The sequence below is a fragment of the Trinickia sp. genome, assembly GCF_057351765.1.
This window is the reverse complement of the sequence record NZ_JBMRBK010000011.1, coordinates 1-21654: the sequence shown is the minus strand read 5'-3', so window position 1 is coordinate 21654 and position 21654 is coordinate 1. Positions and strand designations below refer to the sequence as shown.

Here is a 21654-nt window from a genome sequence, read left to right as displayed (position 1 = left end):
CACAATATTGGCGGATGTGGCGAAGCCGCTCGGTCGCTTCGCGGGAAGAGAACAATGGACCAACGGACGAGAACAGAAAAGATTTTCGAGAGGGTGCAGGCCGCCAAGCTGATCAAGCTTTCCGAGCTTTCGAGCGAGTTTGGCGTTTCGATGCCAACCATTCGAAAGGACATCGACGAGCTTCAGAAACATGGCCGCGTCGAACGCGTCCACGGCAACGTCCGCCTCGTGACGTCGCTGGCCGGTCAGGCCCGACCTGTCGCCGATCGAACCAACATTCTTCCGACGAGTCCCGAGAAGGAGCTGATCGGCCGGATGGCTGCGACGCTCATCGGAAACGGCGACTCCATCATTCTCGATTGCGGGGCGACGACGACCGAACTCGCGAAGAACCTGCTCGATCGACAGCACCTGCGGATCGTGACGAATGCGCTGAACATCGCCATCATCCTGGGCGCGGAGCCGACCAACCGGATCATGCTGACAGGCGGCGAATTCAAGCCGGAGACGATCGCGGTTTCGGGGGAGAAGGCGTCGACGTTTTTCCAGGGGATGTTCGTCGACAAACTGTTCCTGGCGGCCGGCGGTGTCTCGAAAGAATCGGGGATCTCGTACCCCGACTTCATCGATTTGCACGTCAAACGGGCGATGATCGATGCCGCGAAAACGGTCTACCTGCTCGCCGATTCGAAAAAGTTCGGAAAGCGTGAGTTCGCGGCATTCGGCGCGATGGACCGGATCGACTATCTCGTCACCGACGAGGGGTTGGGTGCGGATTTCGCCCAGTGGCTCGCCGACAACGGCACGCAGATCATCTACGCCCAGGACGAGTCCGATCGGTCCGCGGGCTGATGCGCGCATGACGATTTAGGCGGCGCAGGGCCCGGCGACCTTGCGGTCGATTTCGGCAAGTCCAGCGTGGCGAAACGCTGACGATCGCTTGCGCGAATGCAATCCAAAATGGCATTTGTGCAATAGACGTTGCATGCTCGCAGCCCGTATGCTGGTCCGGTCGTTCATCTACCGCCATCGCTCAAGAGGCCCCTATGAAGCTCTATTACTCCGCCGGCGCCTGCTCGCTGTCGCCGCATATCGTCGCCGTCGAAGCCGGCATCGCGCTCGAACTGGAACGCGTGAGCATCACGAAAACACCGCACACCACCGGTTCCGGGACCGACTTCTCGACTGTCAATCCAAACGGCTATGTCCCGGTGCTCGAACTCGACGACGGCACGCTCCTGACCGAAGGCCCCGCGATCGTGCAATACCTGGCCGACATGAAGCCGGAAAGCGGCTTGGCGCCGCCGGCGGGAACGATGGCGCGCGTCCGCCTGCAAGCTTGGCTGAACTTCATCGCCACCGAATTGCACAAGATGTACAGCCCCTGGCTGTTCCACGACGAATACGGCGCGCAAGCGCAAGCAGTCGCGCGTAGCAAGATTGCCGAGCGGCTGCGACACGTCGAAACGCATTTGGCTGCGGGGGGCCCCTTTCTCGCGGGCGAAGCCTTCACGGTGGCCGACGCTTATCTGTTCACCATCGTCAGTTGGTCGCGGTTCGTCGACGTCGACCTATCCGGCTTCCCGAGTCTGCGTGCCTATCTCGAACGGGTGGGCCGGCGGCCGGCCGTACGCGAAGCGATGAAGGCCGAAGGATTGAAGGTGCCGGCATGACTGCGTCGTCGATAACGCCGGCCTACACGCTCGTGAGCCATGCGCTGTGTCCCTATGTGCAGCGCGCCGCGATCGCACTCGCTGAAAAAGGCGTGGCTTTCGAGCGGCGCTACATCGATCTGGCGGACAAACCCGCATGGTTTCGCGCGATATCGCCGCTCGGCAAAGTTCCGTTGTTGCTCGTCGGCGGGAACGGCCCCGAGCCGCCTGCCGCCGTCTTCGAGAGCGCGGTCATTTGCGAATTCCTCGAAGATGTCGGCGCGGGCCCCTCGCTGCACCCGTCGGATCCGCTCGAGCGGGCGCGGCATCGCAGTTGGATCGAATTCGCTTCGGCCATCCTCGCGGACATCTGGCATTTCGAGACCGCGACCGACGCGACCACCTACGAGACGAAGCGCGAGGCTTTGGAACGGAAGTTCGTTCGCGTCGAAGCGGAACTCGGCGACGGTCCGTTGTTTTGCGGTTCGCGAATGTGCCTCGTCGACGCGGCGTTCGCGCCGATCTTCAGATATTTCGATGTGTTCGATGCGCTCGTGCCCACCGGCGTCTTTGCGCGCACGCCGAAGGTCGACGCCTGGCGGCGTGCGTTGTTCGAAAGACCCAGCGTTTCGGATGCGGTCTTGCCCGGCTATGAGGAGCGCCTGCGGGCGTTTCTGACTCGGCATGATGCTTATCTGCTCAAACGCTCGGGAGCGTCGATGCAATGAACGGGATAACCGCAATGAGCCAAGGGGCCGCATGGGGCTGGCTGATCGTATCGGGGCTTTGCGATGTCGCCTGGGCGGTATCGATGAAATACGCCCAGGGCTACACACGGCTGGGTTGGAGCGTGGTTTCGTTGCTGTTGCTCGCCGCGTTCGTCTTCCTGTTGGGCCGCGTACTGCAAGTGCTGCCCGTGGGCACGGCGTACGCGGTGTGGACCGGAATTGGCGCGGCGGGAACGGTGCTGCTCGGCATTGCGCTCTTCGAAGAGCCCGCGGGGCTGATCCGACTCGGCGGCGTCGCGCTCGTGGTGGCGGGCATCGTCACATTGAAGATGGCGCCTGCCTAACGTGCAGCATTAACAGATCGTATGCACGCGTTCGAAGCGTCCCGCCCCGAGGCTCAGGTCGATGAATGTCCAGCCCGAGTTGCAGTGCGCGGGTAAGCGGCCAAGCACAGCGCCAGCACTTCCGCGCGAAACCAGCGATGCGCCGGATCGTGATCGAGGCGCGGATGCCAAATCGCCGAGACGTTGAATGCCGGCACCGCCAGCGGCAGCTCGAAGCGCTGCACGCCGTTGGCCGTTGCATAGTCAGGCACAAAGGCGTTGCCCAAGCACGAATGTGGGACGACGGCCAGCAAATCCGATTGACGAACAAGCTGCATAGCGCTCGTGTATGACGGCACGACGATCGGCACGCTCCGCCGCAGATCGCGCGACGCGAGGGCCGTGTCCACCGGACTATCGGCTTGGCCAGTGCGAGATATATCCACGTGCGGGTACGCGGTCCATCGCTCGAGGCTGACATCGCCATCGCTCAACAGCGAATGACCGACGCGGCACACGCCGACGTAGCGGTCGCGCAAGAGCACACGCGCGCGGACCTCCGGCGCGGCGGTTTTGACGATGCCGATCTCCAGATCGACGCCCCCTTCCCTCAGCGGTTGCGCATTCCAATCGGGCTTCGGCGTGAAGCGAAGCTGAACACCAGGGGCCGCTCGATGCACCCGATCGATCAATGCTGCGCCCAGCAGATCGATGAAGCCCTCCCCCGCTCGCACAGTGAAGCGCTGCTCGAGCGCCGCGATCTCCAACCGAGTGTCGGCACGACTCAGCGCAGCCTGAGCTTGGCGGAGCAGCGCGGGAAGGCGCTGACTCAACTGCTCGGCGTAAGGCGTGAGAACCAGCGCGCGGCCGGCTTGCAATAGCAACCGGTCGCCAGTAGCTACGCGCAGACGCGCCAGCGTGCGGCTCATTGCCGAAACGCTCACATTCAGGCGTAGCGCGGCTCGCGTAACGCTGCGTTCGCTCAGCAATGCATCGAGCGCGGTCAAGAGATTGAGGTCGACGCGTGACATGCCCGCAGCATAGTCGAAAACGACTGAGGTATGGCGTTACGCGCAACCGTCGATTGCATCCCAGGCGTCTGGCGCAAGCCGGCCGCTATCCGGAGAATCGATGACGTTACCCGCACAAAGGATCGCGCCATGCCAGACATTTCCACTTCCGCTCCTGTCCGCACCATTGCGCTGATCGGCGCCTCGCGCGGCCTTGGCCACGCCATGGCGGTCGAGTTCGTGAAGCAGCGATGGCATGTGGTGGGCACTGTCCGCGCCGGCCGCCGAACGCTGCTGCACGACTTGGCCGATGCATGTCCCGGTCAGGTTGACATCGAGACGCTCGACATCACGCGGCCCGAACAAATCGCCGCCTTGCGAGAACGCCTGGCCGGACGTACGTTCGAGATGCTCTTCGTCAATGCGGGCACAACCAATCCCGATCCCACTCAAACGATTGGCGAAGTATCGACCGAGGATTTCGTGAACCTGATGATCACCAACGCGCTCAGCCCGATGCGCGTGGTCGAACGCCTTTCCGATCTCGTTGCACCGGACGGCCTGATTGGAATCATGTCGTCGGGACAAGGCAGCATCGCCGACAACGAAACAGGCCAGCGGGAGGTCTATCGGGGCAGCAAGGCGGCGCTGAATCAGTTCATGCGCAGCTTTGCCGCGCGCCAGGCGGGTACGCCGCGGCCCATGGTGCTGATGGCGCCGGGCTGGGTGCGGACCGACCTCGGAGGGCCCGAGGGACGGTTGTCCATCGACGAGAGCGTGCCCGGGGTCGTGAACGTGCTGCTAAACAAGTTGGGGCGTCCCGGGTTGGAGTATCTCGACTACCAAGGTCGGACCGTTCGGTGGTGAGAAGATTCGCGTCAATCCATGCGCGCAGCGTTTCGCCGATCCGCGCCGCGTGGTCTTCCTTCTGCACGAACTACGCGATCCGTTTGAACAGCGTCGGATAGTCTTCGACCAGCCAATTGGTATCGATCGTCAACTCTGCCTCGAATTGTCGCAATGGGCCCTCGTACAGATAGCGCCGCCGCGGTTCGATGCACGTGTACGCCTGATCGGCAGGCTCGATGGTCAACGCCGGCAGCGCCAGATAGGCTACGCGGATTTCGCGCCGCTCGCCCTGCATCAGCCCGAGGCGGCGGATTGGCAGCGTATTCGTGAATGGCGTGCCCGAAATGTCGATGTCGATGCAGCCATCGAGTGCCGACAGCGGCATGCCGTCGATGTCGTACCAATGGCCACTGCCGTCCGCCGATACCACCAGTGTGCGCCCATCGGTCAGCGCGACCAGCACGCGTCGCACCGTCCAGTCGGGGGCAATCTCAACCCGGTAGTGCGCGCCATACGGCGAGCCAAAGCGGGTATCGACGACCACCGCCTCGCCGATCACGCGATCCGGCCATTCGTTCAACACCAGGTGCTCGACGCCCACGCCGTCTTCCGCGGCCCACTGCGCAACGCATGTCATCTGTGTTCCCTCCGCGGGCTCGCTCAGAGCCCTTGTGACCGCGGAAATATGATTTGCTGCCATCGAGACAGCGCGTGCGATTCCCACCTGCCATCAATCAGTGCCTATGAAGCATACCGGCCGTTAGGAGCGATCCAATAGTTTCCAGCAGGGCGTACAACATGCTCAACGATGCAGCAGCATCGGCGCATAGGTCTTCACGAAGAACGCCAGCGTGATGCAGGAAGTTGCCAGCAGCGTGCCGGCACGAATGACTGCCGGCGAGGCGCGCCGGCCAAGGTGCGCACCACCGTATCCCCCCAGGATTGCGCCGGCCAGCATGGCCAGCGTCTCCGGCCAGCGCACCGCTTGCGCGCCGATGAACGCCAGCACTGCAACAAGATTCGCCGCGCTGACCAGCAGCGTACGTGCAGCATTGAGGTGCTTGATATCGCGATTGTCGAGCAGCCCCCATATGGCGACCATCATGATCCCCACCGCGCCCCCAAAGTAGCCTCCATATCCGCCGAGCGCGAACTGGATGGCCAGTACCGCGCCTGCGCGAATGCGCCAGCGAGCACGCAGCGCGGCGCCGATCCGCCGTCCGAACGAAAGCGCAACGCACGCGATCAGCAGCAGCCATGGCAACACGAAAGCGAATGCTGCGGACGAGGTGTGCAGCAGCAGGATCGCTCCCACCAGGCCACCGCACAGCGTCGCAACCAGCAACGCGCGCAACGGCACCGACCCGACCGGACCCAGGCCGTCGCGATAGGCCCACGCGCTGGCGAGGCCACCAGGAAACAGCGCAACCGTACTGGAGGTATTCGCATAAACCGGTGGCACACCCGCCGCGATCAACGCAGGCAGGCTGACAAACGAGCCGCCCCCGGCTAGTGCATTCATTGCACCAGCCACCAATCCAGCAAGAAAAATCAGAAAAATTGATTCCATGGCCGTAATGCTAGGCACTCGACCCTCTATCCGCAATCTGGCATTTCCAGTGCTAGACTTCGGAAAAAGCGAAAGCAGATAAAGGACCCGTATCGTGCGCTTCGACCTGACCGATATGCGGCTATTCCTGACTGTTGTGGAATGCGGCAGCCTGACGCAAGGCGCGCGAGAAATGCACCTGGCGCTGGCGTCGGTCAGTGAGCGCATCGCGGGCATGGAGTCGGCGCTTGGCGCACCGTTGCTGGAGCGCAACCGTCGCGGCGTGCGCGCAACCGCGGCCGGCGAGGCCTTGATTCGGCATGCCCGTTCGATCCTCGGCCAAGTGGAGCAGATGCGCGGGGAGTTGCGTACCTACGCAACGGGACTGAAAGGACGCATTCGACTGCTGTCCAACACCGCCGCGCTGGCGGCATTCCTGCCGCCCCGGCTATGTCAGTTCCTGGCGGCGCATCCCGACCTTGCCGTCGATCTCGAAGAACGGCCTAGTTCCGAGATCGTCCAGGCGCTGGTGGACCGGCGCGCGGACCTTGGCATCGTGGCCGACAGTACCGACCTCGCGAGCCTGCAGACGCATCTGATTGCAGAGGACGAACTCGTGGTAGTGGCCAGCCGCGCGCATCGCGTGGCGACGCAAGCCTCCGTGGCATTCACGGAAGTTCTTGGCGAACCGATTGTCGGCATGGCGGATACCGCGCTCGAAACATACCTTGCGGAACGCGCGTCGCGTCTTGGTCGTCAGCTCTACTACCGCGTCCAGTTGCGCAGCGTCGAGCATGTGGCGATGTTGGTCGAGGCAGGCGTCGGCGTATCGATCCTATCCAAAGTATTGGCGAGCACGCTGCGTCGGGACCTTGCCATCCTGCCACTGTCGGAGGCATGGGCTGCGCGGCGGCTTTACCTTTGCGCGCGCGACTTTCTCGCGCTGGCGCCGCATGCCGATCTGCTCGCGCGGCAGTTGAAGGCAGGCTCGCCATAGCCTTTGCGCTGACAGAGCCATCGTTGGTTGCCCTACCGAGCCGACGCCGGCTCCGCTAGCAGATCCTTGCAGTGAACGAGCGCATTGCGAACGGCCGCTCCGCCCGCATAGAACATCAATTGCAGAATCGCTTCGATCACCTGCTCGCGTGTCGCGCCGGCTGCGAGCGCGGCGTGGACGTGCGCGCGCAACTGCGTAACGGGGTGCCCGAGCGTCACGCAAGACGAGATGACGACGAGCTCGCGCGTCACGAGATCGAGGCCCGGCCGCGCCATGACGCCGCCGAGCGCCCATTCGATCGACATATCGACAAAGTCGGGGCACAGCCCTTCCATGTCGGCCCTCAAAGCGTCGGCAGCACCGCTGCCATGCAGTTGCTCGAGCAATGCCGCCCCGCGTTCGCGAAGCGTGGGTTGCGATAGCATGACGAATCCTCCTGTGTTGGTCTGCGAGGTCGCACCGGTTTCGATTCGGGCGATCGATGTCATTGTTGCGACGCAGCCCGCCGGGAAAAAGATGGAACTGCTTCGAACATAACGAAAGGACGCTTCGCAATTGGACCGACTGGAAAGCATGGCGATTTTCGTGCGGGTCGTGGAACGAGGCAGTTTCTCGGCCGCAGCAGAGGAATTCCGGCTGACGGGAACCATGGTGGGCCATCACGTCCGAGCACTCGAAGCGCGGCTGGGCGGGCGCTTGTTGAACCGCACGACGCGCCGTCAGAGCCTGACTGAGCTCGGCGCCGAATACTATGAACGTTGCCGGCGCATTCTGACGGACGTTCGCGATGCGGAATCGCTCGGCGTCGAACTGCGAGACGAAGCACGCGGACGGCTACGCGTGGTGGCGCCGGTATCGTTCGGTGTCCATGCGCTGGCGCCCGCGTGCATCGATTATCGCGAAGCGCATCCGGCCGTCGACATCGACTTCGTATTGAGCGATCGCGCAGTCGATCTCGTCGACGAAGGCTTCGATGTCGCGGTGCGGGTGGGCGAACTACCCGATTCCTCGCTCGTTGCACGACGATTGCGCCCATATCGATCAATCGTGTGCGCCGCGCCTGCCTATCTGGAGCGGCACGGGACGCCTTCCGTGCCGGCGGATCTGACGGCCCATCGATGTCTGGGCTTTGCGCATCCGGTGGCGGGCCGCCGCTGGCGCTTGGCGGGACCGGACGGGGAAGTTGTCGTGCCCGTTTCGCTCGTGCTGACGGCCAACAACGGCGAAGCACTGAAAATGGCGGCGCTCGCCGGGCTCGGCATCGTCATGCAGCCCGAGGTTCTGCTCGCCGACGATTTGCACGCTGGCCGACTCGTACGGATATTGCCCGACTACGCGCCTGCGTCGCGGTCGATGCACCTGCTGTTCGCGGCGGACCGGCGGCCGCCGGCGAAGATTCGTACGTTTGTCGACTTCTTGGTCGAACGGTTTGGAGACGTCACTTCAGGTAAATGAGGACTGATCCTTCCAATACTTCGGGCGCGCCCACGCCCGTGTCTGCGGCGTTTTTCGCGATCCAGTCCTTCGCTTTTTGCATGCTTTCATCAGTGCCTGCCTTGTCTTGGCAAACGGTTACCGAGAATCCGCCATCTCCACTGCGTGCGAGGGTGTAGCTGACAAAGCCCTTGACCGAACGCATCAGTTCCTCCACCTCAGTCGTTCGTTTCTCGAGCAGATCGTATAACTCCTTTGCACCCTTTCCGGAAAATTTCCTTATAACAGTTTGCATGATCGATGCTCCTTGACGGACCAACGAGACGAGCAAGCCGCACACGCAATGCGTGCGTCCCCTCACTGCTCCCTCCGACAGCGTGCAGTGCGCGCAACTGATGGAGAAGGTCGCGCGGTCTGATATCCGCGACCCGTTAGCAGTGTAGTAACTGTGCCGCCGTAGTAAACCTTGCAAGGGGTGGAAAATCTAGGCGCTTTCAGCCAACGTGCGCAAATGGCCGCGCCGCACGCCAACTCGCAATCGGGCACGTCGAAGGGCGCGCAGCACCCTGTCGTCCGTATCCAGCACCCAGGAAGCGAGCATCAGCATCCCGTCGTCGTTATCCAGAATTCCCCGCTATTCCCGGGAAAATGTTACCTCATATGTGCCGCCTGGGCGTTTCGCAAGGACCGACGGTGACGGTGCCGGTGACGAGCCTCTATAAGGTTTCTTCGAGCCTTGCTGTACGCGACGCGCTGCTTGCGCGATTCGGCTTGAGCCCCATTCCCGAACTCTATGTGTGCAATCACTTGGCCGAGGGTTCGCTGCTGCCGACACTCACCGAGTGGGAAAACGACGAGCCCACGATTTATGCCGATGATGCAATGTGTGTGCGTGACCGGTTGTGAACATGATTGCCGGACAACCTTGACGGGGCGGATATGCGTGGCCACCATGGTAAATGCTCGCCAATTACCAAGCAGGCTGACGCCTCATTGCAGCAGGTTGGTGCGCTCTTGAATGATGATCAAGGGCACCGTTGGTGCTTTCGCGGAGGAATCATGACCGAGCGCGATAAGGTGTTTGGTGGCTCGATCCCGAAGTTCTATGACACGCTGATGGTGCCGCTGATCTTCGAGGCCTATGCCGCCGACTTGGCGGAGCTTGTCGCAGCCTCCTCGCCCGGCTCGGTGCTTGAAACGGCAGCCGGCAGCGGCGTGGTCACGCGAGCGCTTGCGCCAAAACTTTGCGCGGGTGCGCGCTACGTCGTGACCGACCTCAACCAGCCCATGCTCGACTACGCCGCGGCCAAGCAGCAGGCCGACAGCCGTATCGAATGGAGGCAAGCGGACGCGCTTGATCTGCCGTTCGAAGATGCCTCGTTCGACGTGGTTTGCTGCCAGTTCGGCGCGATGTTTTTTCCCAACCGGGTCGCCGGCTACGTCGAGGCGCGGCGCATGCTGAGGCCTGGCGGTCGCTTTGTCTTCAACGTCTGGGACCGCATCGAAGAGAACGACTTTGCCGAAGAAGTTGCCAATGCCGTCGCCACGCTGTTTCCGCACGACCCTCCTCGATTCCTCGCCCGCACGCCGCACGGCTATCACGATGTCGCGCTGATCCGCGAGGAGCTGAGCCGCGCAGGATTTTCCGACATCGAGGTCGAGACACGCGAGAAGGTGAGCTCGGCGCGTTCGGCGCGAGACGCTGCCGCCGCCTATTGTCTGGGAACGCCTCTGCGTAATGAAATCGAAGCGCGCGACGCCAGCTTGCTTCAACTCGCCACGGACCGAGCGACGAAGGCGATTGCCAACCGCCATGGCGACGGGCCGGTGGCCGGCAAAATTCAGGCGCATGTGATCGTGGCAGCAGGATAGTGGATTCATGGATTGCTCATATCCGTGCAAAAGCTGCCGGGCAGCGCGGATGCCTTCAGCGAGAACTTTCAGTCAGTACTCGGCGTTCGAATCAAGTGGGAAAACAGGTCGAGCACCGCCGCGCGCGCGTTATGTGAAGCGGATGAAGGGCAAGTTGCGCGGCCGGCTTACTCTCGATTCGGAGATCCGCAAGCGCACGAGAAGGCGCGCCAATTGACGCATTGCTCGTTCGTCTGAACGATAGCGATCGCTTGAAAAGCTTCGCTTCGCCCACTACGCTATTTGATGCTCTTCATACGCCCCCGGGAGCAATGATGAAAAGCACACCGAGCATGGTTCAACAGGAGCCTGGCGCTGACAACACGCTCCAGAGCGAGCCCTCCCCCGAACGGCTACTTCAACTGGGCATGGGGTTCTGGGCGTCCAAGACCCTATTGTCCGCAGTCGAACTCGGTGTGTTCTCGCACCTCGCGGCAGGTCCTCTCGAAGGCACGCAGCTCGCTGACGCACTCGACTTGCATCCGAGATCGGCCCTTGATTTTCTTGACGCGCTGGTCGCTTTGAATCTGCTGGAACGCGAAGATGGGAGGTACCGCAATACGCCGGATGTCGATGTCTTTCTGGACAGGGCCAAGCATGGCTACGTAGGTGGGTTGCTGGAAATGGCCAACGCGCGGCTATATCCGTTCTGGGGTTCTCTGACGGAAGCCCTTCGCACGGGGCAGCCACAGAATGAGATTAAAGGGGGCGGCAATTTCTTCGATACGATATATCGCGACGAACACGAACTACGTGGATTCCTGCGTGCGATGAGCGGGGTCAGCCTGGGCGCAGCCAAGGCGATTGCGCAGCAATTCCCCTGGCAGAATTACAGCACCTTCGTCGACATCGGCGCGGCCCAAGGCGCCTTACCCGTGCAGATCGCACTCGCCCATCCCCACTTGCGCGGCGGCGGCTTCGATCTGCCGGTGGTGCGCCCTGTATTTGAAGAATACGTCACGTCGCACGGCCTGCAGGAACGGTTGCATTTCTATCCGGGCGACTTCTTCAAGGATCCCTGTCCGGGGGCCGATGTGCTCGTAATGGGGCACATCCTCCACGACTGGGACCTCGCGCAGAAGCTCGAACTCCTCGCGAAGTGTTACGCAGCGCTACCTCCTGGAGGTTGCCTGATCGTGTACGACGCGATAATTGACGATGAGCGAAGGCGCAATGCCTTTGGCCTGCTAATGAGCCTCAACATGCTTATCGAGACAGCCGGCGGCTTCGACTATACCGGCGCGCAGTGTCGCGAATGGATGCAGGAAGTCGGCTTCACACAGGTACGCGTCGAGGCTCTTACCGGGCCCGATTCAATGGTGATTGGAACCAGGTAGAAAGTCGCCGCGAAATCCGCAGGCATTCGACCACCGACCACGATGCTTCTCGGCGGTCGGTGACAGCCGGACGACGGGCGTAGCCCCGGACGAGACGAGCTGATCAGTTTGCTCCGAAGCGGCCCTTCAGCGCAGGGCCTAGCCGTGTTCGACGCTGTCGGCGAGCGCGCGCAACAAGGCCGCGCCATCGCCGCGCCAAGCACTGCCGTGCATGCAGGCGAGCGTTGTCGGCTGCAAGGCCGCGAGGCGTTCCAGCATTGCGCGGGCGTCCCTGGTGTGGGAGAAGTAGTCCATCTTGTGACGGAATGCCTCGCTCGATTCGAGGATGTCGCCCTCGGTAAGCGGCGGGTGATTCGAACCGCCTTGGGTAAACAAGTCGCCACAAAGCAGCGTTGCCGACGCTGTCTCCATGAGGAACCCGCATTCCCACGCGTGCGGTAAATGCGGTGTATAAAGCCAGCGCACGGTGTGCTGCCCAAGCGAGAGCGTCTCGCCATCATCCAGCGCACGTGGCGGCCGGTCGGCGTAGTCACTAACCGAGACTATAGCCGCGATCTGGCCGCACAGTGGCTCCGCACGCGGCGCGGCCGCGAGAAACTCGTTGAGTGCGCCGCATTCGTCGGCCTCGAAATGCGAGAAACCGACATAACGCAAGCGACCGATTGGCATGATCCGCTCGACTGCTTCCCGGACGACCGGAAATAATCTGCGCAGACCCGTATGAAATAGCAGCGGCTCGTCGTCGTCGATCAGGTACTGGTTGAACGAGAATCCGCCGCCACCGGGAATCTCGACTGGAGTGGAGATGCGATAGATGCGGTCCGCAATCTCGTCGATTGTTGTACCGCTCGAAAGAGATAGAGTCGACATGGTGCGCTCCTGTCTTGGGCAACTGACGTGCTCCAGGCGCGGTCACATCGTCGGTGCACGTTCACCGATTGTCGATTATCCAGGGTACTGATGTCCAATGCCCCAAAACGCGGACCCGATCCCGACCAGAGCTATGCCCGAGGCGGTAGCAGCAAACGCCAGAGCGGCCGCATCGCGATCGTCCGCGACCTCCACGACCATGCCACTCATGGTGCCCGGTACGGAGCCCAGTGGGTAGGCTTGCTGACGCGCTTGCACGAAGTAGCCCGGTCCGTCATTCTCAGACGAATCGAGTTCGGATACGAAGGAGCGAGCTCGATCCTATCGTCTACTCAAGGAGCCGGCAAACGTGGATGTACAAGCCGAGGATCGTAACGAGTCGCAGGTGCGGGAGCGGAGCCGCTGTGCTTCCAATCGCTGAGGGGTACGGAGACGCACGCCTTCCGGCGCGCGTCATCTCACCGCTATTTAGCAGCCGTATCCCCAGCGGTTGCAGTTCGGGCCCGGGTCGCTATACCCACCGCGCACGCCCTGGATTTCCTCGGCGGTCAGCGTCCGCAGCGACGACGAGCGACCTTCACGGAGCGTCATCGGCGTGCGGATCTTTTCGCGCGTGAGCGATTCAGCTGCCTGGCGCTCGACCTGGTTCTTCTCATTCATGGTGAATATCCTCGTAAATCCCGCAATTAAAGGCTTCATTGCCTTCGATCGTGCGGGTATCGATCGAAGTCATACAATCGCGATGCCGTGTGCCTCCACATCGGGGCGTTCCCAGAAATTGAACGACTCCAGATGCGCGAACATATCGGGCGGCAAGACCGTGTCACGCGGCTCGAACGACACGCCGCGCCGCACCTGATGCAGGCCGGGCGTATTCACGGCGAGATCGAAGCTCTCAGCGTCGTATTGAACGTTTGCCGTGTCGTGTTCGAAAGGCACTTCATCAAGATGCGCATAAATGCGAGCGAGCGCCAGGGCGGGCTCGCGGCACAACGTTTCGTAGCGCACCACGAGCACGCGTCCGGCTTCGGCCCCATAGCAAGCCTGCTTCAGTGCATCGAGCGCGTAGCCCACCATGCCGTTGCTCGCACAAAGCGCCTCGACGCGCTCGTACACCGTCACGTCCGCCCGGTTGCCGAACAATGCGGACAATCGATGGGGATGCTTGCGCGCGAGCCGCTCGAGGCTGTCCACCACCCAGCCGACATTCCGGACGCAGCAAATCGCCCGTGTCGCCGGAAACAGATCGACCAATCCCGGCAGCATGCAGCTCCATGAGCGATGCGTATCGATCACAACCGGCCGTCCGTCCGCATCGCCGTAGTAGGCATCGAAAACCGCCCGCAACAGCCGTCGCCGTCGTGCCGTATCAAAATGATGGTGCATCTCGACCGATGCATTCATCGCCTGTAACTGCGCAATGTAGAGCTGGGCGACGGGGCTTGTCATATCCGCGTGGATACGAGGATTCTGTCGAAGCAGCGCCGCCAGCAGCGTCGATCCCGAGCGCGGCAATCCCGACAGAACGTGATAGGTCATCAGGCGGTCTCCCTATGAGCGTGGTGGGTGCCGACCGCGCCGGCATCCTGGCCCCGGTGTGCCTCGTCATCGTCGACAAGATCTACGCGGCCGTGCTCGAGCCGGAACACGCGCTCGGCCGACGCAATCGTCTGCGGCCGATGGGCAATGACGATGCGAGTCAGTTGCATCGCGCGCACGGCCGCATTGATGGCGGTTTCATTCGCGGTATCCAGATGGCTCGTGGCTTCGTCGAGCAGCAGCAGGCGGGGTTGTTTGTAGAGCGCACGCGCCAGCAGCAGGCGCTGCTTCTGGCCTCCCGACAGCAAACATCCGCCCGCGCCCACGAGGCTGTCGTAACCCATCGGCATGCGATCGATTTCCGCATGGAGCCCGGCGAGCGCTGCACAGGCTTCGATGCGCGCGATATCGACGTCCGCGGCAAAGAAGCTGATGTTCTCGGCAATCGTGCCGCCGAACACGGTGTCGTCCTGCATCACGGTGCCGACGAGACGACGAAAAGGTGTCAATCCGATCTCGTCGATACGCCGGCCGCCAAACAGCACTTCTCCCTCCACGGGTTCGAGCAGCCCTAACAGGATTTTTGCCAAGGTCGATTTACCGCCCCCGGATGGGCCGGTAATGGCGACGCTTTCGCCGGGCTCGATGCGCAGATCGACGCGCTTCAATACCCACGGCTCGGACGGCGCATATCGGAAACTGACGCCGCGCAGCTCGACGCTCGCCTCCAGACGATCGTGGTCGATCGGCGACAAGCAGCCCGCCACTGCTTCGTTGGGTTCGGGCGCGTGATCGGTAATGTCGGTTACCCGTTCCACGTGCACGGCAAGCATTCTCAAATCGATGACGCAATCGATCAGCCCGGCAACACGGGTTGAGAATTGCTCCCGGTAGGCGACAAGGGCGAACAGCATCCCCACCGTCAAGCGGCTATCGATGACCGCGAGCGCGCCGATCCAGACGGCCGCAATGCGCTCCAGCCCGAACAGCAATGTGCTCATCGCGCGTTGAACGGCGACAATGCGTTCACCGCGCAGACCGGCGTTGAACTGACTGACCAGCAGATTCAGCCAATGCATTGTCCGCAGCGGCACTTGGCCATACAGGCGCACGGTCTGAATGCCGCGCAGCGTTTCGAGAAAATGATTGTTCTGCTTGCTGCCGAACGCGATCTCTTCCGCCTTGACGTCGCGCATTGCACGAAACGACAGCCATCGGGAGGCGAGGTACAGCGACGCGGCACCGACCGATACGACGCCGACGGCAGTGCTATACGACAGCATCATGGCCATCGTGCCGACGACCATGACGCCATCGACGATCGTTTGCGCAAATCGCGTACTCAGCATGTGCTGGATCTGCTCGACCGATCCGAAGTTCGACTGAACGGCGCCCGGGTGACGCCGTTCGAACCACGCGAGCGGCAGCCGAATCAAATGCGAAAAGACATTCGATAGCCACCGGAAATTCAGGTGTGCGCTGATCGCGGCGACTAGCCACCCACGAACCGCGGAGATCGCCGCCTGCACGACGACCAGCAGCGCGAATCCCATCGACAGCACCGCCAGCGTACGCGCGTGAGACGACGACACGAGCCCCCGGTCGATTGCCCATCGCAGGTGAAACGGCATGGCAATGGACAACGCCTCGAGCGCGAATGCCGATAGCAAAATCCAGCTAAGTTCGGATTTCGCATCGAGACAATATTTGGCGATCGGTGCGAAGCGCGAGAGATCTCGTTTTTCGCTGTGGCGCACGAATTCGCTCGATGGCCACAATTCCAGCGCCACGCCGGTGAAATGCCCATCGAACTCGCGCCACGAAATTCGCCGCAAGCCCGCGGCCGGGTCGTGTATCGTGACGCCGCTTCGGCTCAGCGACTTAAGCACGACAAAATGATTCATGTTCCAGTGCAGAATGCACGGCAGCCGCAGCTCGCCGAAATCTTCGATCTCGACGCGTAACGCTCGCGACGACAACGCCAAAGCGGAGGCAATATCGATGAGATCCGCAAGCGTTGCACCTTTGCTGGACAACACAATGTGCTGTCTGGCTTCGCGCATCGAAAGCGGTTTTCCGTGGAAGGCGGCCATCATGGCCACGCACGCGAGACCGCATTCGGTCAACTCGGCCTGGAGCATAACGGGAAGTTTCCCGCGCAGCCCGATCATCGCGTTTGCGCCATGTACGCAAAGATCATCACGGCGGCCACGAGCGAGCCTGCCAGTGCCCACGACGCCCACGCAGGCCATGCCCGGCGGATCAGAACCGTGCCGGCCATTGTGCGTTGCCGGTAATTCAGTGCAGCTGTCCGAAAGATCCGGTTTTGCGCCATAAGAAAACTATTTTTTGATGCTTCATCTCAATGAGAAAGCTGCGGGCGTGCCGCATCGATTTACATTGAAAGCCGGTCGATCGGCGAGCGCTTATAGTCTCGCATAGTTATTGATAATAAAATGTGAAGAATTCGTTGAATTTCTCGTCAGATAATCCTTATTGATTCGCTGGTGCGTAATTGAATTCGCACTGCTCCGGCGACACCGCACAGACGCTGTCAACTCGATAGTTAAAGCCTCTCCGCGATGATGAGAGTTTTTGAGAATTAGGTAGGGTATTTCTAGTTTTTACGTCATTCGATTCTGATGGATTCGAGTCGAAGCAAGCCGAAATCCGTCGTTTTCGGGCCGTTGCCGGGTCATTCAAGAAAGTCATTGGCTCGGTAGCGGCATATCCGTCCGATTGCGGGGTTCTCTCGTATCGATGACAATCTGCCCGCCCGCAGCATCGAGCGATTCAAAGCAACTGAACGGGTGCCAATCATTCCTCCGTATCCCGAGCTAGGGAATCTCTAAACAAGTCCTCGCTGGGCGCAACGCGGACGAGTCGAGTACAGAAGGACGATGAAGCAAATCAGCTTTGCAACGCTGGCAGAGACGAGCAAGAAGCGTAAGACCAAGCACCAACGCTTCCTTGACGAGATGGATCAGGTGGTGCCGTGGGCGCGGCTGATGGAGCTGATCGAGCCTCATTACCCTAAGGCGGGCAAAGGCCGGCGGCCGCGCGGTTTGGAGACGATGCAGACTTCGCGAATTGCGGCAGCCAACTCGCTACTCTCCTCGATGGTCAGCGGCGGGAAATTGTCGGGGGTGTTCGGTGTCGTCCATGCGGCGACTATCCCGGCTATGCCGCGATCGTAACAACGAGGGCATCCTACTCGACGAAGCGGCGGTATAAGGCAGGTGGCTAGGCTTGCTGACGCGCTGGCATGGAGTAGCCCGGCCTGTCTATTCTCAGACGAATCAAGTTCTGATACGTTCTCGCCCTGATCGACTCCGAGGACCAAAACGTATCGAACAACACCTACACATACGGCATACACACAAACCTAACGCCGCCGCAATTGTTCTTTCTCGTCATGCTCGACGAGGCCGCAACGCACTTCGGCGTTGACGAGCTGACCGGGCTGGCACTGCTGATCATCGGCTGGCCATTCCTTCCAACGAGGCGCAAACCGAAGGGTGCGACAATCGGCACATCGATAGCATCGCGGCTGGCGCGCAGGCACCTCGACTTCAGGATAGAAAAGGACATCCTGCCAACGCTAACGCTCGGCAGCGTCCGACGCTTCAAAATTCTTTGGACGCGCAACATCGGCATCTTCGTCGGTCGCACGGTCCCGATCATCGGCGAAGTCATCCTCGCCTACGACGTGTCGGTAATCAGCTACCGCAGCGCCGTTCATTACAACCAGTTGGTGAAGCCCGAGGACCGGCTATGAGCAATCCGCTGCTGCTCGAAGAAGTCGAATTGTTCGTGCGCAAAGAGCGCGGCTTGTCGAAGAGCAAGGTCATCACGACGGCCACGACGCTTGAAGACGACCTCGGCATCACTGGCATGGAGGGCGAAATGTTCATGGAAGCCTTCTTTGCCCGCTTCAAGGTCGATGAAGGCGATTTTGCGTCGGGGCGCTACTTCATGGACGAGGGGTCCGGCCTTCTGATCATGCTCGTCACAGCCCTGTCGCGAAAGCGGCGAAAGGCGCTCGATCGCATTCCTATCACGGTCGGCATGCTCGTCACAGCTATCGGGCTGGGGAAATGGGATTCCGCCAAGGTAGAAAACGGTCGCTTGTGACGAACCATCGGGAAGGCGATGGGCGGTTTCGATACCAGATGATTCAGCTGGACGCGGCAGCCGACAACGTGATCTTCGGGGGATTACCGCTGGAAGCTTACCGGCAAAAACCTAACGTTAGGTTATAATCCCAGCATGCCAACACTGCTAAGAATCCTCGGCTATCGTGTTCAAATATTCACCAACGACCATAGCCCACCGCACGTTCACGTCGAAAAGACGAGCGGCCCGTCGTGCGTGTTCGAGTTGAGCTGTCCGCGCGGCCCGCTCAGGTTACGGACAGTAAAGGGGCGCATGTCGGATCGCACAATTGCCCGGCTTGCGGAACTGATCGAGCCCGAAATCGAGCGCCTTTGCAGGGAATGGAGAAATATACATGGCTAACATCACTGCTGCCGAAATTGCCGCCGCACGCAAGCGCGGTGCAGATGAACCGACTATCGTATCGGTCCGCTTCATACGCTCCACGCGCACGCTGGAGGTCGTATTCGTACATGGTGTGAAACTCGGGGTTCCTATCACGCTGATTCAAGACTTCGGCACGCTGGGGCGTGAGCCGACATTGGCCGAACTCGCTGAGGTAGAGGTATCGGGCGCGGGTACCTCGCTGTACTGGCCGCGCCTTGATCTCGGTCTGTGGGGCCCGGGCCTGTTGCATGGCATTTTTGGAACCAAGGCGTGGATGCGCGAACTCGCGCGCGGGATGGGCGCGATCAAGTCCCCAGCCAAGGCTGCGGCATCCCGCCAGAACGGACGCAAGGGTGGCCGCCCGCGCAAACATCCGGCCACGCCCGCACACGCGTAACGAAATGGACTCGGACTACGGCAGCGGCTTCTAAACATGCCTCTCCCCCGAAGCGGTGGCTCGCCGATTATCCTAGCGGTGCCAGCGCTTCACGATCGAGCCATGCCAGTTTTGCCATCACTGGCCAATCTCTTGTGCTTGCCGTCCCCACGGTAACCCCTGTACAATCACCGGCTCCGCGGGCGTCGTATAATGGTTATTACCCTAGCTTCCCAAGCTAGAGACGTGGGTTCGATTCCCATCGCCCGCTCCAGCATCTCCTCTTCCTGCAAAGACTTTCGCGCAATGTGATCTGCGCGCGGTTCCCGGATTACTCCCCCTTTCGTGCAAATCGATACGCGGTCGACCCTCGCCCGAAGGGAAGCGGCGGCACCCTGCATCGCCCGCCGCCCCGCACCGCCTAATGCAGCAACCCAAAAACAGCAACGCCATTCGTCGCACCCACGTACACCTTGCCCAGCGCAATCATCGGCGTGATGAACTTGTTGCCACTACCCCATTGATCGCGCGTACCGGCCTGATTGCTGTTGTAAAGCTCGTTGCCCAAATTGCCCGCGTCGTACGCATGCAGCACACCCGTGCTGCCGTTTTCCGCGGCCCATACGATGCCGTTCGTCGCGCCGTTGGCTGAGATCGCCGGCGTGGTGCCCGGATAGGGAAAGGTCGTGGGACTCCTCGAAGCTGCGGTCGATGCAAGCAGTGCGTTCGTGATCGGCAAGGCCTTGAGATTGTCGTTGAGCCCGCCGTAGTACACCACACCGTTGTAATACGCCGGCGAGCCCCAGATGCCACCGCCCAGCGTGCCCGTCAGCTCCTGCCAGATGTGGTCCCCCGCAGCGTCGAACTTGCCCATCGCATCGCGATCGACGACATAGATCTTGTTGTTCTTGCCCGCAGCGACAGCCAGGTGCTTGACGGTGCCGTCCGCCGCCACCTCGTCGGGCAGCAGCAAGGGCCCGCCTGAACCGAAATCGTCGTCGGCATTCGATTCGGCTACGGTATTCGACATCGCGAAGTAATCGGTGACGGCGAGCGACGCACCCGATAGCTTCATGAAGGTATTGCCGAAATTGCCTCCGCTCGGCATGCCCTGCGCATTGAGCGTCGGATCGAACGTGCCGTTGCCATCGACGACGAAAATCGACGTACCGTCGGAAGCCATCCCGGAGCCCGCCATCCAGACGGATCCGGCGCTTCCGTTCGGCGCGATGTTGAGCACGCCCGTTTGCTGCAGCGTATTCGCGCTGTAGGACATGATCCAGCCCGTATAAGGGCCGTTCATGCAGTGGGAAGTCCATCCGGTGTAAATCTTGTCGCCGACGAGCGTCAGGGCGGCACGTTCGGTATGCAGCGACGGATCGAACCGCATCACGCCGTTCGTGCCTTCGCTTCCATTGCCCGGAACGCTCGCGCCGATCTCGTTGGGGCCGCCCAGCACTTCGGTACCCGTCGACAAATCGAGTGCGTGCAGGCGATGGTGGTAGCCGCCGCTTGCATCCCGCGTCATTGCGACGGCATAGAGCACGCCGTTCGCGCCGCGATTGCGATCGATTACCGGTGTGGCGGTGATGCCGATTTCCGGCGTGAAGTCCTGACACCCGTGATCGTCGCTCGGCGTCTCTCCGTTGCCCACAAGCGAGACATGCCATAGGAGTGCCGACGTGTCGGCGTCGTAGGCATAGACGCTATCGTGCTCGGTCGCGACATAGACGACGTTGTGCGCGGCCCCACCGATCGACTGATTCGTGACGAAGAGAGGTTGAGCATCCACTTTGCCATCGGCCGGCAGGAAACCCACCTTGCCGAACGTCGCAGCGCGCACGTTGGCCGGCGTCAGCGTCGTCTCGGCCAGCATCTCGCCCGTACGGGCGAGGTCATTGTGGTGCATCAGTACGTCGGTGGCGAAGGCCATGCCGCCCATGCCGCCGCCGCCCGTTCCGCCGCCCGCGCCGGTTCCGCCGCCCGAGCCGGTTCCACCGCCACCCGCGCCGCCTCCGAGCGCCGCCATCTGGCTGCTACCGGAGCCACCTCCACCGCACGATACGCAGATGCCCGCTGTCAAAAGCCATATTCCCAGACGTCTCGCGCGTTGGGCGAGCAGGCGCCGCCTGTCGTCGCGCTCGGGCTGCAGAGCTCGCATGCCAATCTCCGTTCCCGGCGAGCGCCAGACGATCGCAAAAACGTCGGCCGACGCATCGTCAGAGGCTTCGATGGTACGAAGCCGCACACAACGTAGCGCGACATTGCAGCGCATTGGTCCGCCATCGTTGCGGGTTTGCGTGCCCTTTTTTTTGCGCCATGCCTGAATTTTTTCATTAACCGGCTGTCGATGCATGGTCACGCATTTCGGGCGACAATCGATGCCCGACTCATTCCCCCCTTTGAATGGCAGTCGATGGAACGGTATTTCATGTCTCGCACCAGCGCCGTCGCGTTGCTCGTCGATGCCCGGCGGGCCATCACGCAGCAGCGCGAAGATAAATTCGCGCACGATGCGTCGCATTACGAACGGTTGC

The 21654-nt window shown here is 61.5% G+C and carries 25 protein-coding genes, 1 tRNA gene and 1 pseudogene; 16 read left to right on the top strand and 11 right to left on the bottom strand.

Annotated features, from left to right (window positions below):
* Window positions 1–54 precede the first annotated feature (54 nt).
* The 4 genes from ACO1XS_RS01815 to ACO1XS_RS01800 all read left to right on the top strand — a co-directional run bounded on the left by ACO1XS_RS01815 (window position 55) and on the right by ACO1XS_RS01800 (window position 2724).
* Window positions 55–852: a DeoR/GlpR family DNA-binding transcription regulator gene (locus ACO1XS_RS01815; RefSeq protein ID WP_331567686.1), complete on the top strand. Its 798-nt coding sequence runs from the start codon at window positions 55–57 to the stop codon at window positions 850–852.
* Window positions 853–1046: 194 nt separating this feature from the next.
* On the top strand, window positions 1047–1673 hold the full coding sequence (gene gstA / locus ACO1XS_RS01810; RefSeq protein WP_331567688.1) for a glutathione transferase GstA: 627 nt from the start codon (window positions 1047–1049) through the stop codon (window positions 1671–1673).
* Window positions 1670–2380, top strand: a complete 711-nt coding sequence (locus ACO1XS_RS01805; protein WP_331567690.1) for a glutathione S-transferase family protein — start codon at window positions 1670–1672, stop codon at window positions 2378–2380. Before gstA ends, ACO1XS_RS01805 begins: the two co-directional genes overlap by 4 nt.
* Before the next feature lie 14 nt (window positions 2381–2394).
* The gene (locus ACO1XS_RS01800) at window positions 2395–2724 is read left to right on the top strand and encodes a DMT family transporter (protein WP_331567692.1); all 330 of its coding nucleotides are present in this window, start codon (window positions 2395–2397) and stop codon (window positions 2722–2724) included.
* 53 nt (window positions 2725–2777) lie between these two features.
* Here ACO1XS_RS01800 and ACO1XS_RS01795 read toward each other — a convergent pair whose 3' ends face one another.
* Window positions 2778–3734, bottom strand: coding sequence for a LysR family transcriptional regulator (locus ACO1XS_RS01795; protein WP_331567694.1), 957 nt, complete (start codon window positions 3732–3734; stop codon window positions 2778–2780).
* Between the two features lie 129 nt (window positions 3735–3863).
* Here ACO1XS_RS01795 and ACO1XS_RS01790 point away from each other — a divergent pair, with 129 nt between their 5' ends.
* A complete protein-coding gene (locus ACO1XS_RS01790; protein WP_331567696.1) occupies window positions 3864–4580 on the top strand; it encodes an SDR family NAD(P)-dependent oxidoreductase in 717 nt (238 codons plus the stop codon).
* A 70-nt stretch (window positions 4581–4650) separates the two neighbouring features.
* Here ACO1XS_RS01790 and ACO1XS_RS01785 read toward each other — a convergent pair whose 3' ends face one another.
* Together ACO1XS_RS01785 and ACO1XS_RS01780 are read right to left on the bottom strand one after the other, a co-directional pair.
* Window positions 4651–5199, bottom strand: a complete 549-nt coding sequence (locus tag ACO1XS_RS01785; RefSeq protein ID WP_331567698.1) for a putative glycolipid-binding domain-containing protein — start codon at window positions 5197–5199, stop codon at window positions 4651–4653.
* A 165-nt stretch (window positions 5200–5364) separates the two neighbouring features.
* The gene (locus tag ACO1XS_RS01780; protein WP_331567700.1) at window positions 5365–6132 is read right to left on the bottom strand and encodes a sulfite exporter TauE/SafE family protein; all 768 of its coding nucleotides are present in this window, start codon (window positions 6130–6132) and stop codon (window positions 5365–5367) included.
* Window positions 6133–6226: 94 nt separating this feature from the next.
* On the opposite strand from ACO1XS_RS01780, the gene ACO1XS_RS01775 reads away from it, so the two are divergent.
* Window positions 6227–7108, top strand: coding sequence for a LysR substrate-binding domain-containing protein (locus tag ACO1XS_RS01775; protein WP_331567702.1), 882 nt, complete (start codon window positions 6227–6229; stop codon window positions 7106–7108).
* Between the two features lie 32 nt (window positions 7109–7140).
* Here the strand turns inward: ACO1XS_RS01775 and ACO1XS_RS01770 are convergent, their stop codons facing one another.
* Window positions 7141–7533 carry a carboxymuconolactone decarboxylase family protein gene (locus ACO1XS_RS01770; protein WP_331567704.1) on the bottom strand — a complete coding sequence of 131 codons (393 nt, stop codon included), beginning with the start codon at window positions 7531–7533 and terminating at the stop codon, window positions 7141–7143.
* Window positions 7534–7663: 130 nt separating this feature from the next.
* On the opposite strand from ACO1XS_RS01770, the gene ACO1XS_RS01765 reads away from it, so the two are divergent.
* A complete protein-coding gene (locus ACO1XS_RS01765) occupies window positions 7664–8563 on the top strand; it encodes a LysR family transcriptional regulator (protein ID WP_331567706.1) in 900 nt (299 codons plus the stop codon).
* On the opposite strand, the gene ACO1XS_RS01760 is transcribed toward ACO1XS_RS01765, so the two are convergent.
* Window positions 8547–8837: a hypothetical protein gene (locus ACO1XS_RS01760; RefSeq protein WP_331567708.1), complete on the bottom strand. Its 291-nt coding sequence runs from the start codon at window positions 8835–8837 to the stop codon at window positions 8547–8549. The two genes, ACO1XS_RS01765 and ACO1XS_RS01760, sit on opposite strands and share 17 nt — an antisense overlap.
* 353 nt (window positions 8838–9190) lie before the next feature.
* Between ACO1XS_RS01760 and ACO1XS_RS01755 the strand changes: the two genes are divergently transcribed.
* From ACO1XS_RS01755 to ACO1XS_RS01745, 3 genes are all read left to right on the top strand, one after another.
* Window positions 9191–9448, top strand: a complete 258-nt coding sequence (locus ACO1XS_RS01755; RefSeq protein ID WP_331567710.1) for a type 2 periplasmic-binding domain-containing protein — start codon at window positions 9191–9193, stop codon at window positions 9446–9448.
* A 153-nt stretch (window positions 9449–9601) separates the two neighbouring features.
* Window positions 9602–10414, top strand: a complete 813-nt coding sequence (locus ACO1XS_RS01750; RefSeq protein ID WP_331567730.1) for a class I SAM-dependent methyltransferase — start codon at window positions 9602–9604, stop codon at window positions 10412–10414.
* A 332-nt stretch (window positions 10415–10746) separates the two neighbouring features.
* On the top strand, window positions 10747–11790 hold the full coding sequence (locus ACO1XS_RS01745) for a methyltransferase (RefSeq protein ID WP_486389907.1): 1044 nt from the start codon (window positions 10747–10749) through the stop codon (window positions 11788–11790).
* A gap of 138 nt (window positions 11791–11928) precedes the next feature.
* On the opposite strand, the gene ACO1XS_RS01740 is transcribed toward ACO1XS_RS01745, so the two are convergent.
* From ACO1XS_RS01740 to ACO1XS_RS01720, 5 genes are all read right to left on the bottom strand, one after another.
* Window positions 11929–12660, bottom strand: coding sequence for an oxygen-binding di-iron domain-containing protein (locus ACO1XS_RS01740; RefSeq protein WP_486389902.1), 732 nt, complete (start codon window positions 12658–12660; stop codon window positions 11929–11931).
* Window positions 12661–12735: 75 nt separating this feature from the next.
* The gene (locus tag ACO1XS_RS01735) at window positions 12736–12861 is read right to left on the bottom strand and encodes a benzoate/H(+) symporter BenE family transporter (RefSeq protein WP_331571881.1); all 126 of its coding nucleotides are present in this window, start codon (window positions 12859–12861) and stop codon (window positions 12736–12738) included.
* 267 nt (window positions 12862–13128) lie between these two features.
* Complete coding sequence (locus ACO1XS_RS01730) at window positions 13129–13320, bottom strand: hypothetical protein (RefSeq protein ID WP_440561391.1); 192 nt, start codon at window positions 13318–13320, stop codon at window positions 13129–13131.
* A 69-nt stretch (window positions 13321–13389) separates the two neighbouring features.
* The gene (locus ACO1XS_RS01725) at window positions 13390–14199 is read right to left on the bottom strand and encodes a sulfotransferase (protein ID WP_486389901.1); all 810 of its coding nucleotides are present in this window, start codon (window positions 14197–14199) and stop codon (window positions 13390–13392) included.
* Window positions 14199–16340 carry a peptidase domain-containing ABC transporter gene (locus tag ACO1XS_RS01720; protein ID WP_486389900.1) on the bottom strand — a complete coding sequence of 714 codons (2142 nt, stop codon included), beginning with the start codon at window positions 16338–16340 and terminating at the stop codon, window positions 14199–14201. Before ACO1XS_RS01720 ends, ACO1XS_RS01725 begins: the two co-directional genes overlap by 1 nt.
* Window positions 16341–17099: 759 nt before the next feature.
* Here ACO1XS_RS01720 and ACO1XS_RS01715 point away from each other — a divergent pair.
* The 6 genes and pseudogenes from ACO1XS_RS01715 to ACO1XS_RS01690 all read left to right on the top strand — a co-directional run.
* Window positions 17100–17276 (top strand): annotated as a pseudogene (locus ACO1XS_RS01715) (transposase); the annotation flags it as partial.
* 248 nt (window positions 17277–17524) lie between these two features.
* Window positions 17525–17977, top strand: a complete 453-nt coding sequence (locus ACO1XS_RS01710) for an STM2901 family protein (protein WP_486389906.1) — start codon at window positions 17525–17527, stop codon at window positions 17975–17977.
* Window positions 17974–18333, top strand: a complete 360-nt coding sequence (locus tag ACO1XS_RS01705; RefSeq protein ID WP_486389899.1) for a DUF1493 family protein — start codon at window positions 17974–17976, stop codon at window positions 18331–18333. Before ACO1XS_RS01710 ends, ACO1XS_RS01705 begins: the two co-directional genes overlap by 4 nt.
* Window positions 18334–18468: 135 nt before the next feature.
* Window positions 18469–18717 carry a DUF4160 domain-containing protein gene (locus ACO1XS_RS01700; RefSeq protein ID WP_440561257.1) on the top strand — a complete coding sequence of 83 codons (249 nt, stop codon included), beginning with the start codon at window positions 18469–18471 and terminating at the stop codon, window positions 18715–18717.
* The gene (locus ACO1XS_RS01695) at window positions 18710–19138 is read left to right on the top strand and encodes a DUF2442 domain-containing protein (protein WP_486389898.1); all 429 of its coding nucleotides are present in this window, start codon (window positions 18710–18712) and stop codon (window positions 19136–19138) included. Before ACO1XS_RS01700 ends, ACO1XS_RS01695 begins: the two co-directional genes overlap by 8 nt.
* A 178-nt stretch (window positions 19139–19316) precedes the next feature.
* Window positions 19317–19391, top strand: a tRNA-Gly gene (locus ACO1XS_RS01690).
* 147 nt (window positions 19392–19538) lie between these two features.
* On the opposite strand, the gene ACO1XS_RS01685 is transcribed toward ACO1XS_RS01690, so the two are convergent.
* Complete coding sequence (locus ACO1XS_RS01685) at window positions 19539–21278, bottom strand: pyrrolo-quinoline quinone (RefSeq protein WP_486389897.1); 1740 nt, start codon at window positions 21276–21278, stop codon at window positions 19539–19541.
* Window positions 21279–21654 lie beyond the last annotated feature (376 nt).

Excerpts from the sequence above, each read along its gene's own strand:
- ACO1XS_RS01685 (WP_486389897.1), bottom strand. The coding sequence starts at position 21,278 with ATGCGAGCTCTGCAGCCCGAGCGCGACGACAGGCGGCGCCTGCTCGCC.
- ACO1XS_RS01720 (WP_486389900.1), bottom strand. The coding sequence starts at position 16,340 with ATGCTCCAGGCCGAGTTGACCGAATGCGGTCTCGCGTGCGTGGCCATG.
- ACO1XS_RS01795 (WP_331567694.1), bottom strand. The coding sequence starts at position 3,734 with ATGTCACGCGTCGACCTCAATCTCTTGACCGCGCTCGATGCATTGCTG.
- ACO1XS_RS01750 (WP_331567730.1), top strand. The coding sequence starts at position 9,602 with ATGACCGAGCGCGATAAGGTGTTTGGTGGCTCGATCCCGAAGTTCTAT.
- ACO1XS_RS01745 (WP_486389907.1), top strand. The coding sequence starts at position 10,747 with ATGGTTCAACAGGAGCCTGGCGCTGACAACACGCTCCAGAGCGAGCCC.
- ACO1XS_RS01800 (WP_331567692.1), top strand. The coding sequence starts at position 2,395 with ATGAGCCAAGGGGCCGCATGGGGCTGGCTGATCGTATCGGGGCTTTGC.
- ACO1XS_RS01770 (WP_331567704.1), bottom strand. The coding sequence starts at position 7,533 with ATGCTATCGCAACCCACGCTTCGCGAACGCGGGGCGGCATTGCTCGAG.
- ACO1XS_RS01735 (WP_331571881.1), bottom strand. The coding sequence starts at position 12,861 with ATGGTCGTGGAGGTCGCGGACGATCGCGATGCGGCCGCTCTGGCGTTT.
- ACO1XS_RS01780 (WP_331567700.1), bottom strand. The coding sequence starts at position 6,132 with ATGGAATCAATTTTTCTGATTTTTCTTGCTGGATTGGTGGCTGGTGCA.
- ACO1XS_RS01700 (WP_440561257.1), top strand. The coding sequence starts at position 18,469 with ATGCCAACACTGCTAAGAATCCTCGGCTATCGTGTTCAAATATTCACC.
- ACO1XS_RS01740 (WP_486389902.1), bottom strand. The coding sequence starts at position 12,660 with ATGTCGACTCTATCTCTTTCGAGCGGTACAACAATCGACGAGATTGCG.
- ACO1XS_RS01695 (WP_486389898.1), top strand. The coding sequence starts at position 18,710 with ATGGCTAACATCACTGCTGCCGAAATTGCCGCCGCACGCAAGCGCGGT.
- gstA (WP_331567688.1), top strand. The coding sequence starts at position 1,047 with ATGAAGCTCTATTACTCCGCCGGCGCCTGCTCGCTGTCGCCGCATATC.
- ACO1XS_RS01705 (WP_486389899.1), top strand. The coding sequence starts at position 17,974 with ATGAGCAATCCGCTGCTGCTCGAAGAAGTCGAATTGTTCGTGCGCAAA.
- ACO1XS_RS01805 (WP_331567690.1), top strand. The coding sequence starts at position 1,670 with ATGACTGCGTCGTCGATAACGCCGGCCTACACGCTCGTGAGCCATGCG.
- ACO1XS_RS01760 (WP_331567708.1), bottom strand. The coding sequence starts at position 8,837 with ATGCAAACTGTTATAAGGAAATTTTCCGGAAAGGGTGCAAAGGAGTTA.
- ACO1XS_RS01725 (WP_486389901.1), bottom strand. The coding sequence starts at position 14,199 with ATGACCTATCACGTTCTGTCGGGATTGCCGCGCTCGGGATCGACGCTG.
- ACO1XS_RS01785 (WP_331567698.1), bottom strand. The coding sequence starts at position 5,199 with ATGACATGCGTTGCGCAGTGGGCCGCGGAAGACGGCGTGGGCGTCGAG.
- ACO1XS_RS01815 (WP_331567686.1), top strand. The coding sequence starts at position 55 with ATGGACCAACGGACGAGAACAGAAAAGATTTTCGAGAGGGTGCAGGCC.
- ACO1XS_RS01730 (WP_440561391.1), bottom strand. The coding sequence starts at position 13,320 with ATGAATGAGAAGAACCAGGTCGAGCGCCAGGCAGCTGAATCGCTCACG.
- ACO1XS_RS01790 (WP_331567696.1), top strand. The coding sequence starts at position 3,864 with ATGCCAGACATTTCCACTTCCGCTCCTGTCCGCACCATTGCGCTGATC.
- ACO1XS_RS01755 (WP_331567710.1), top strand. The coding sequence starts at position 9,191 with ATGTTACCTCATATGTGCCGCCTGGGCGTTTCGCAAGGACCGACGGTG.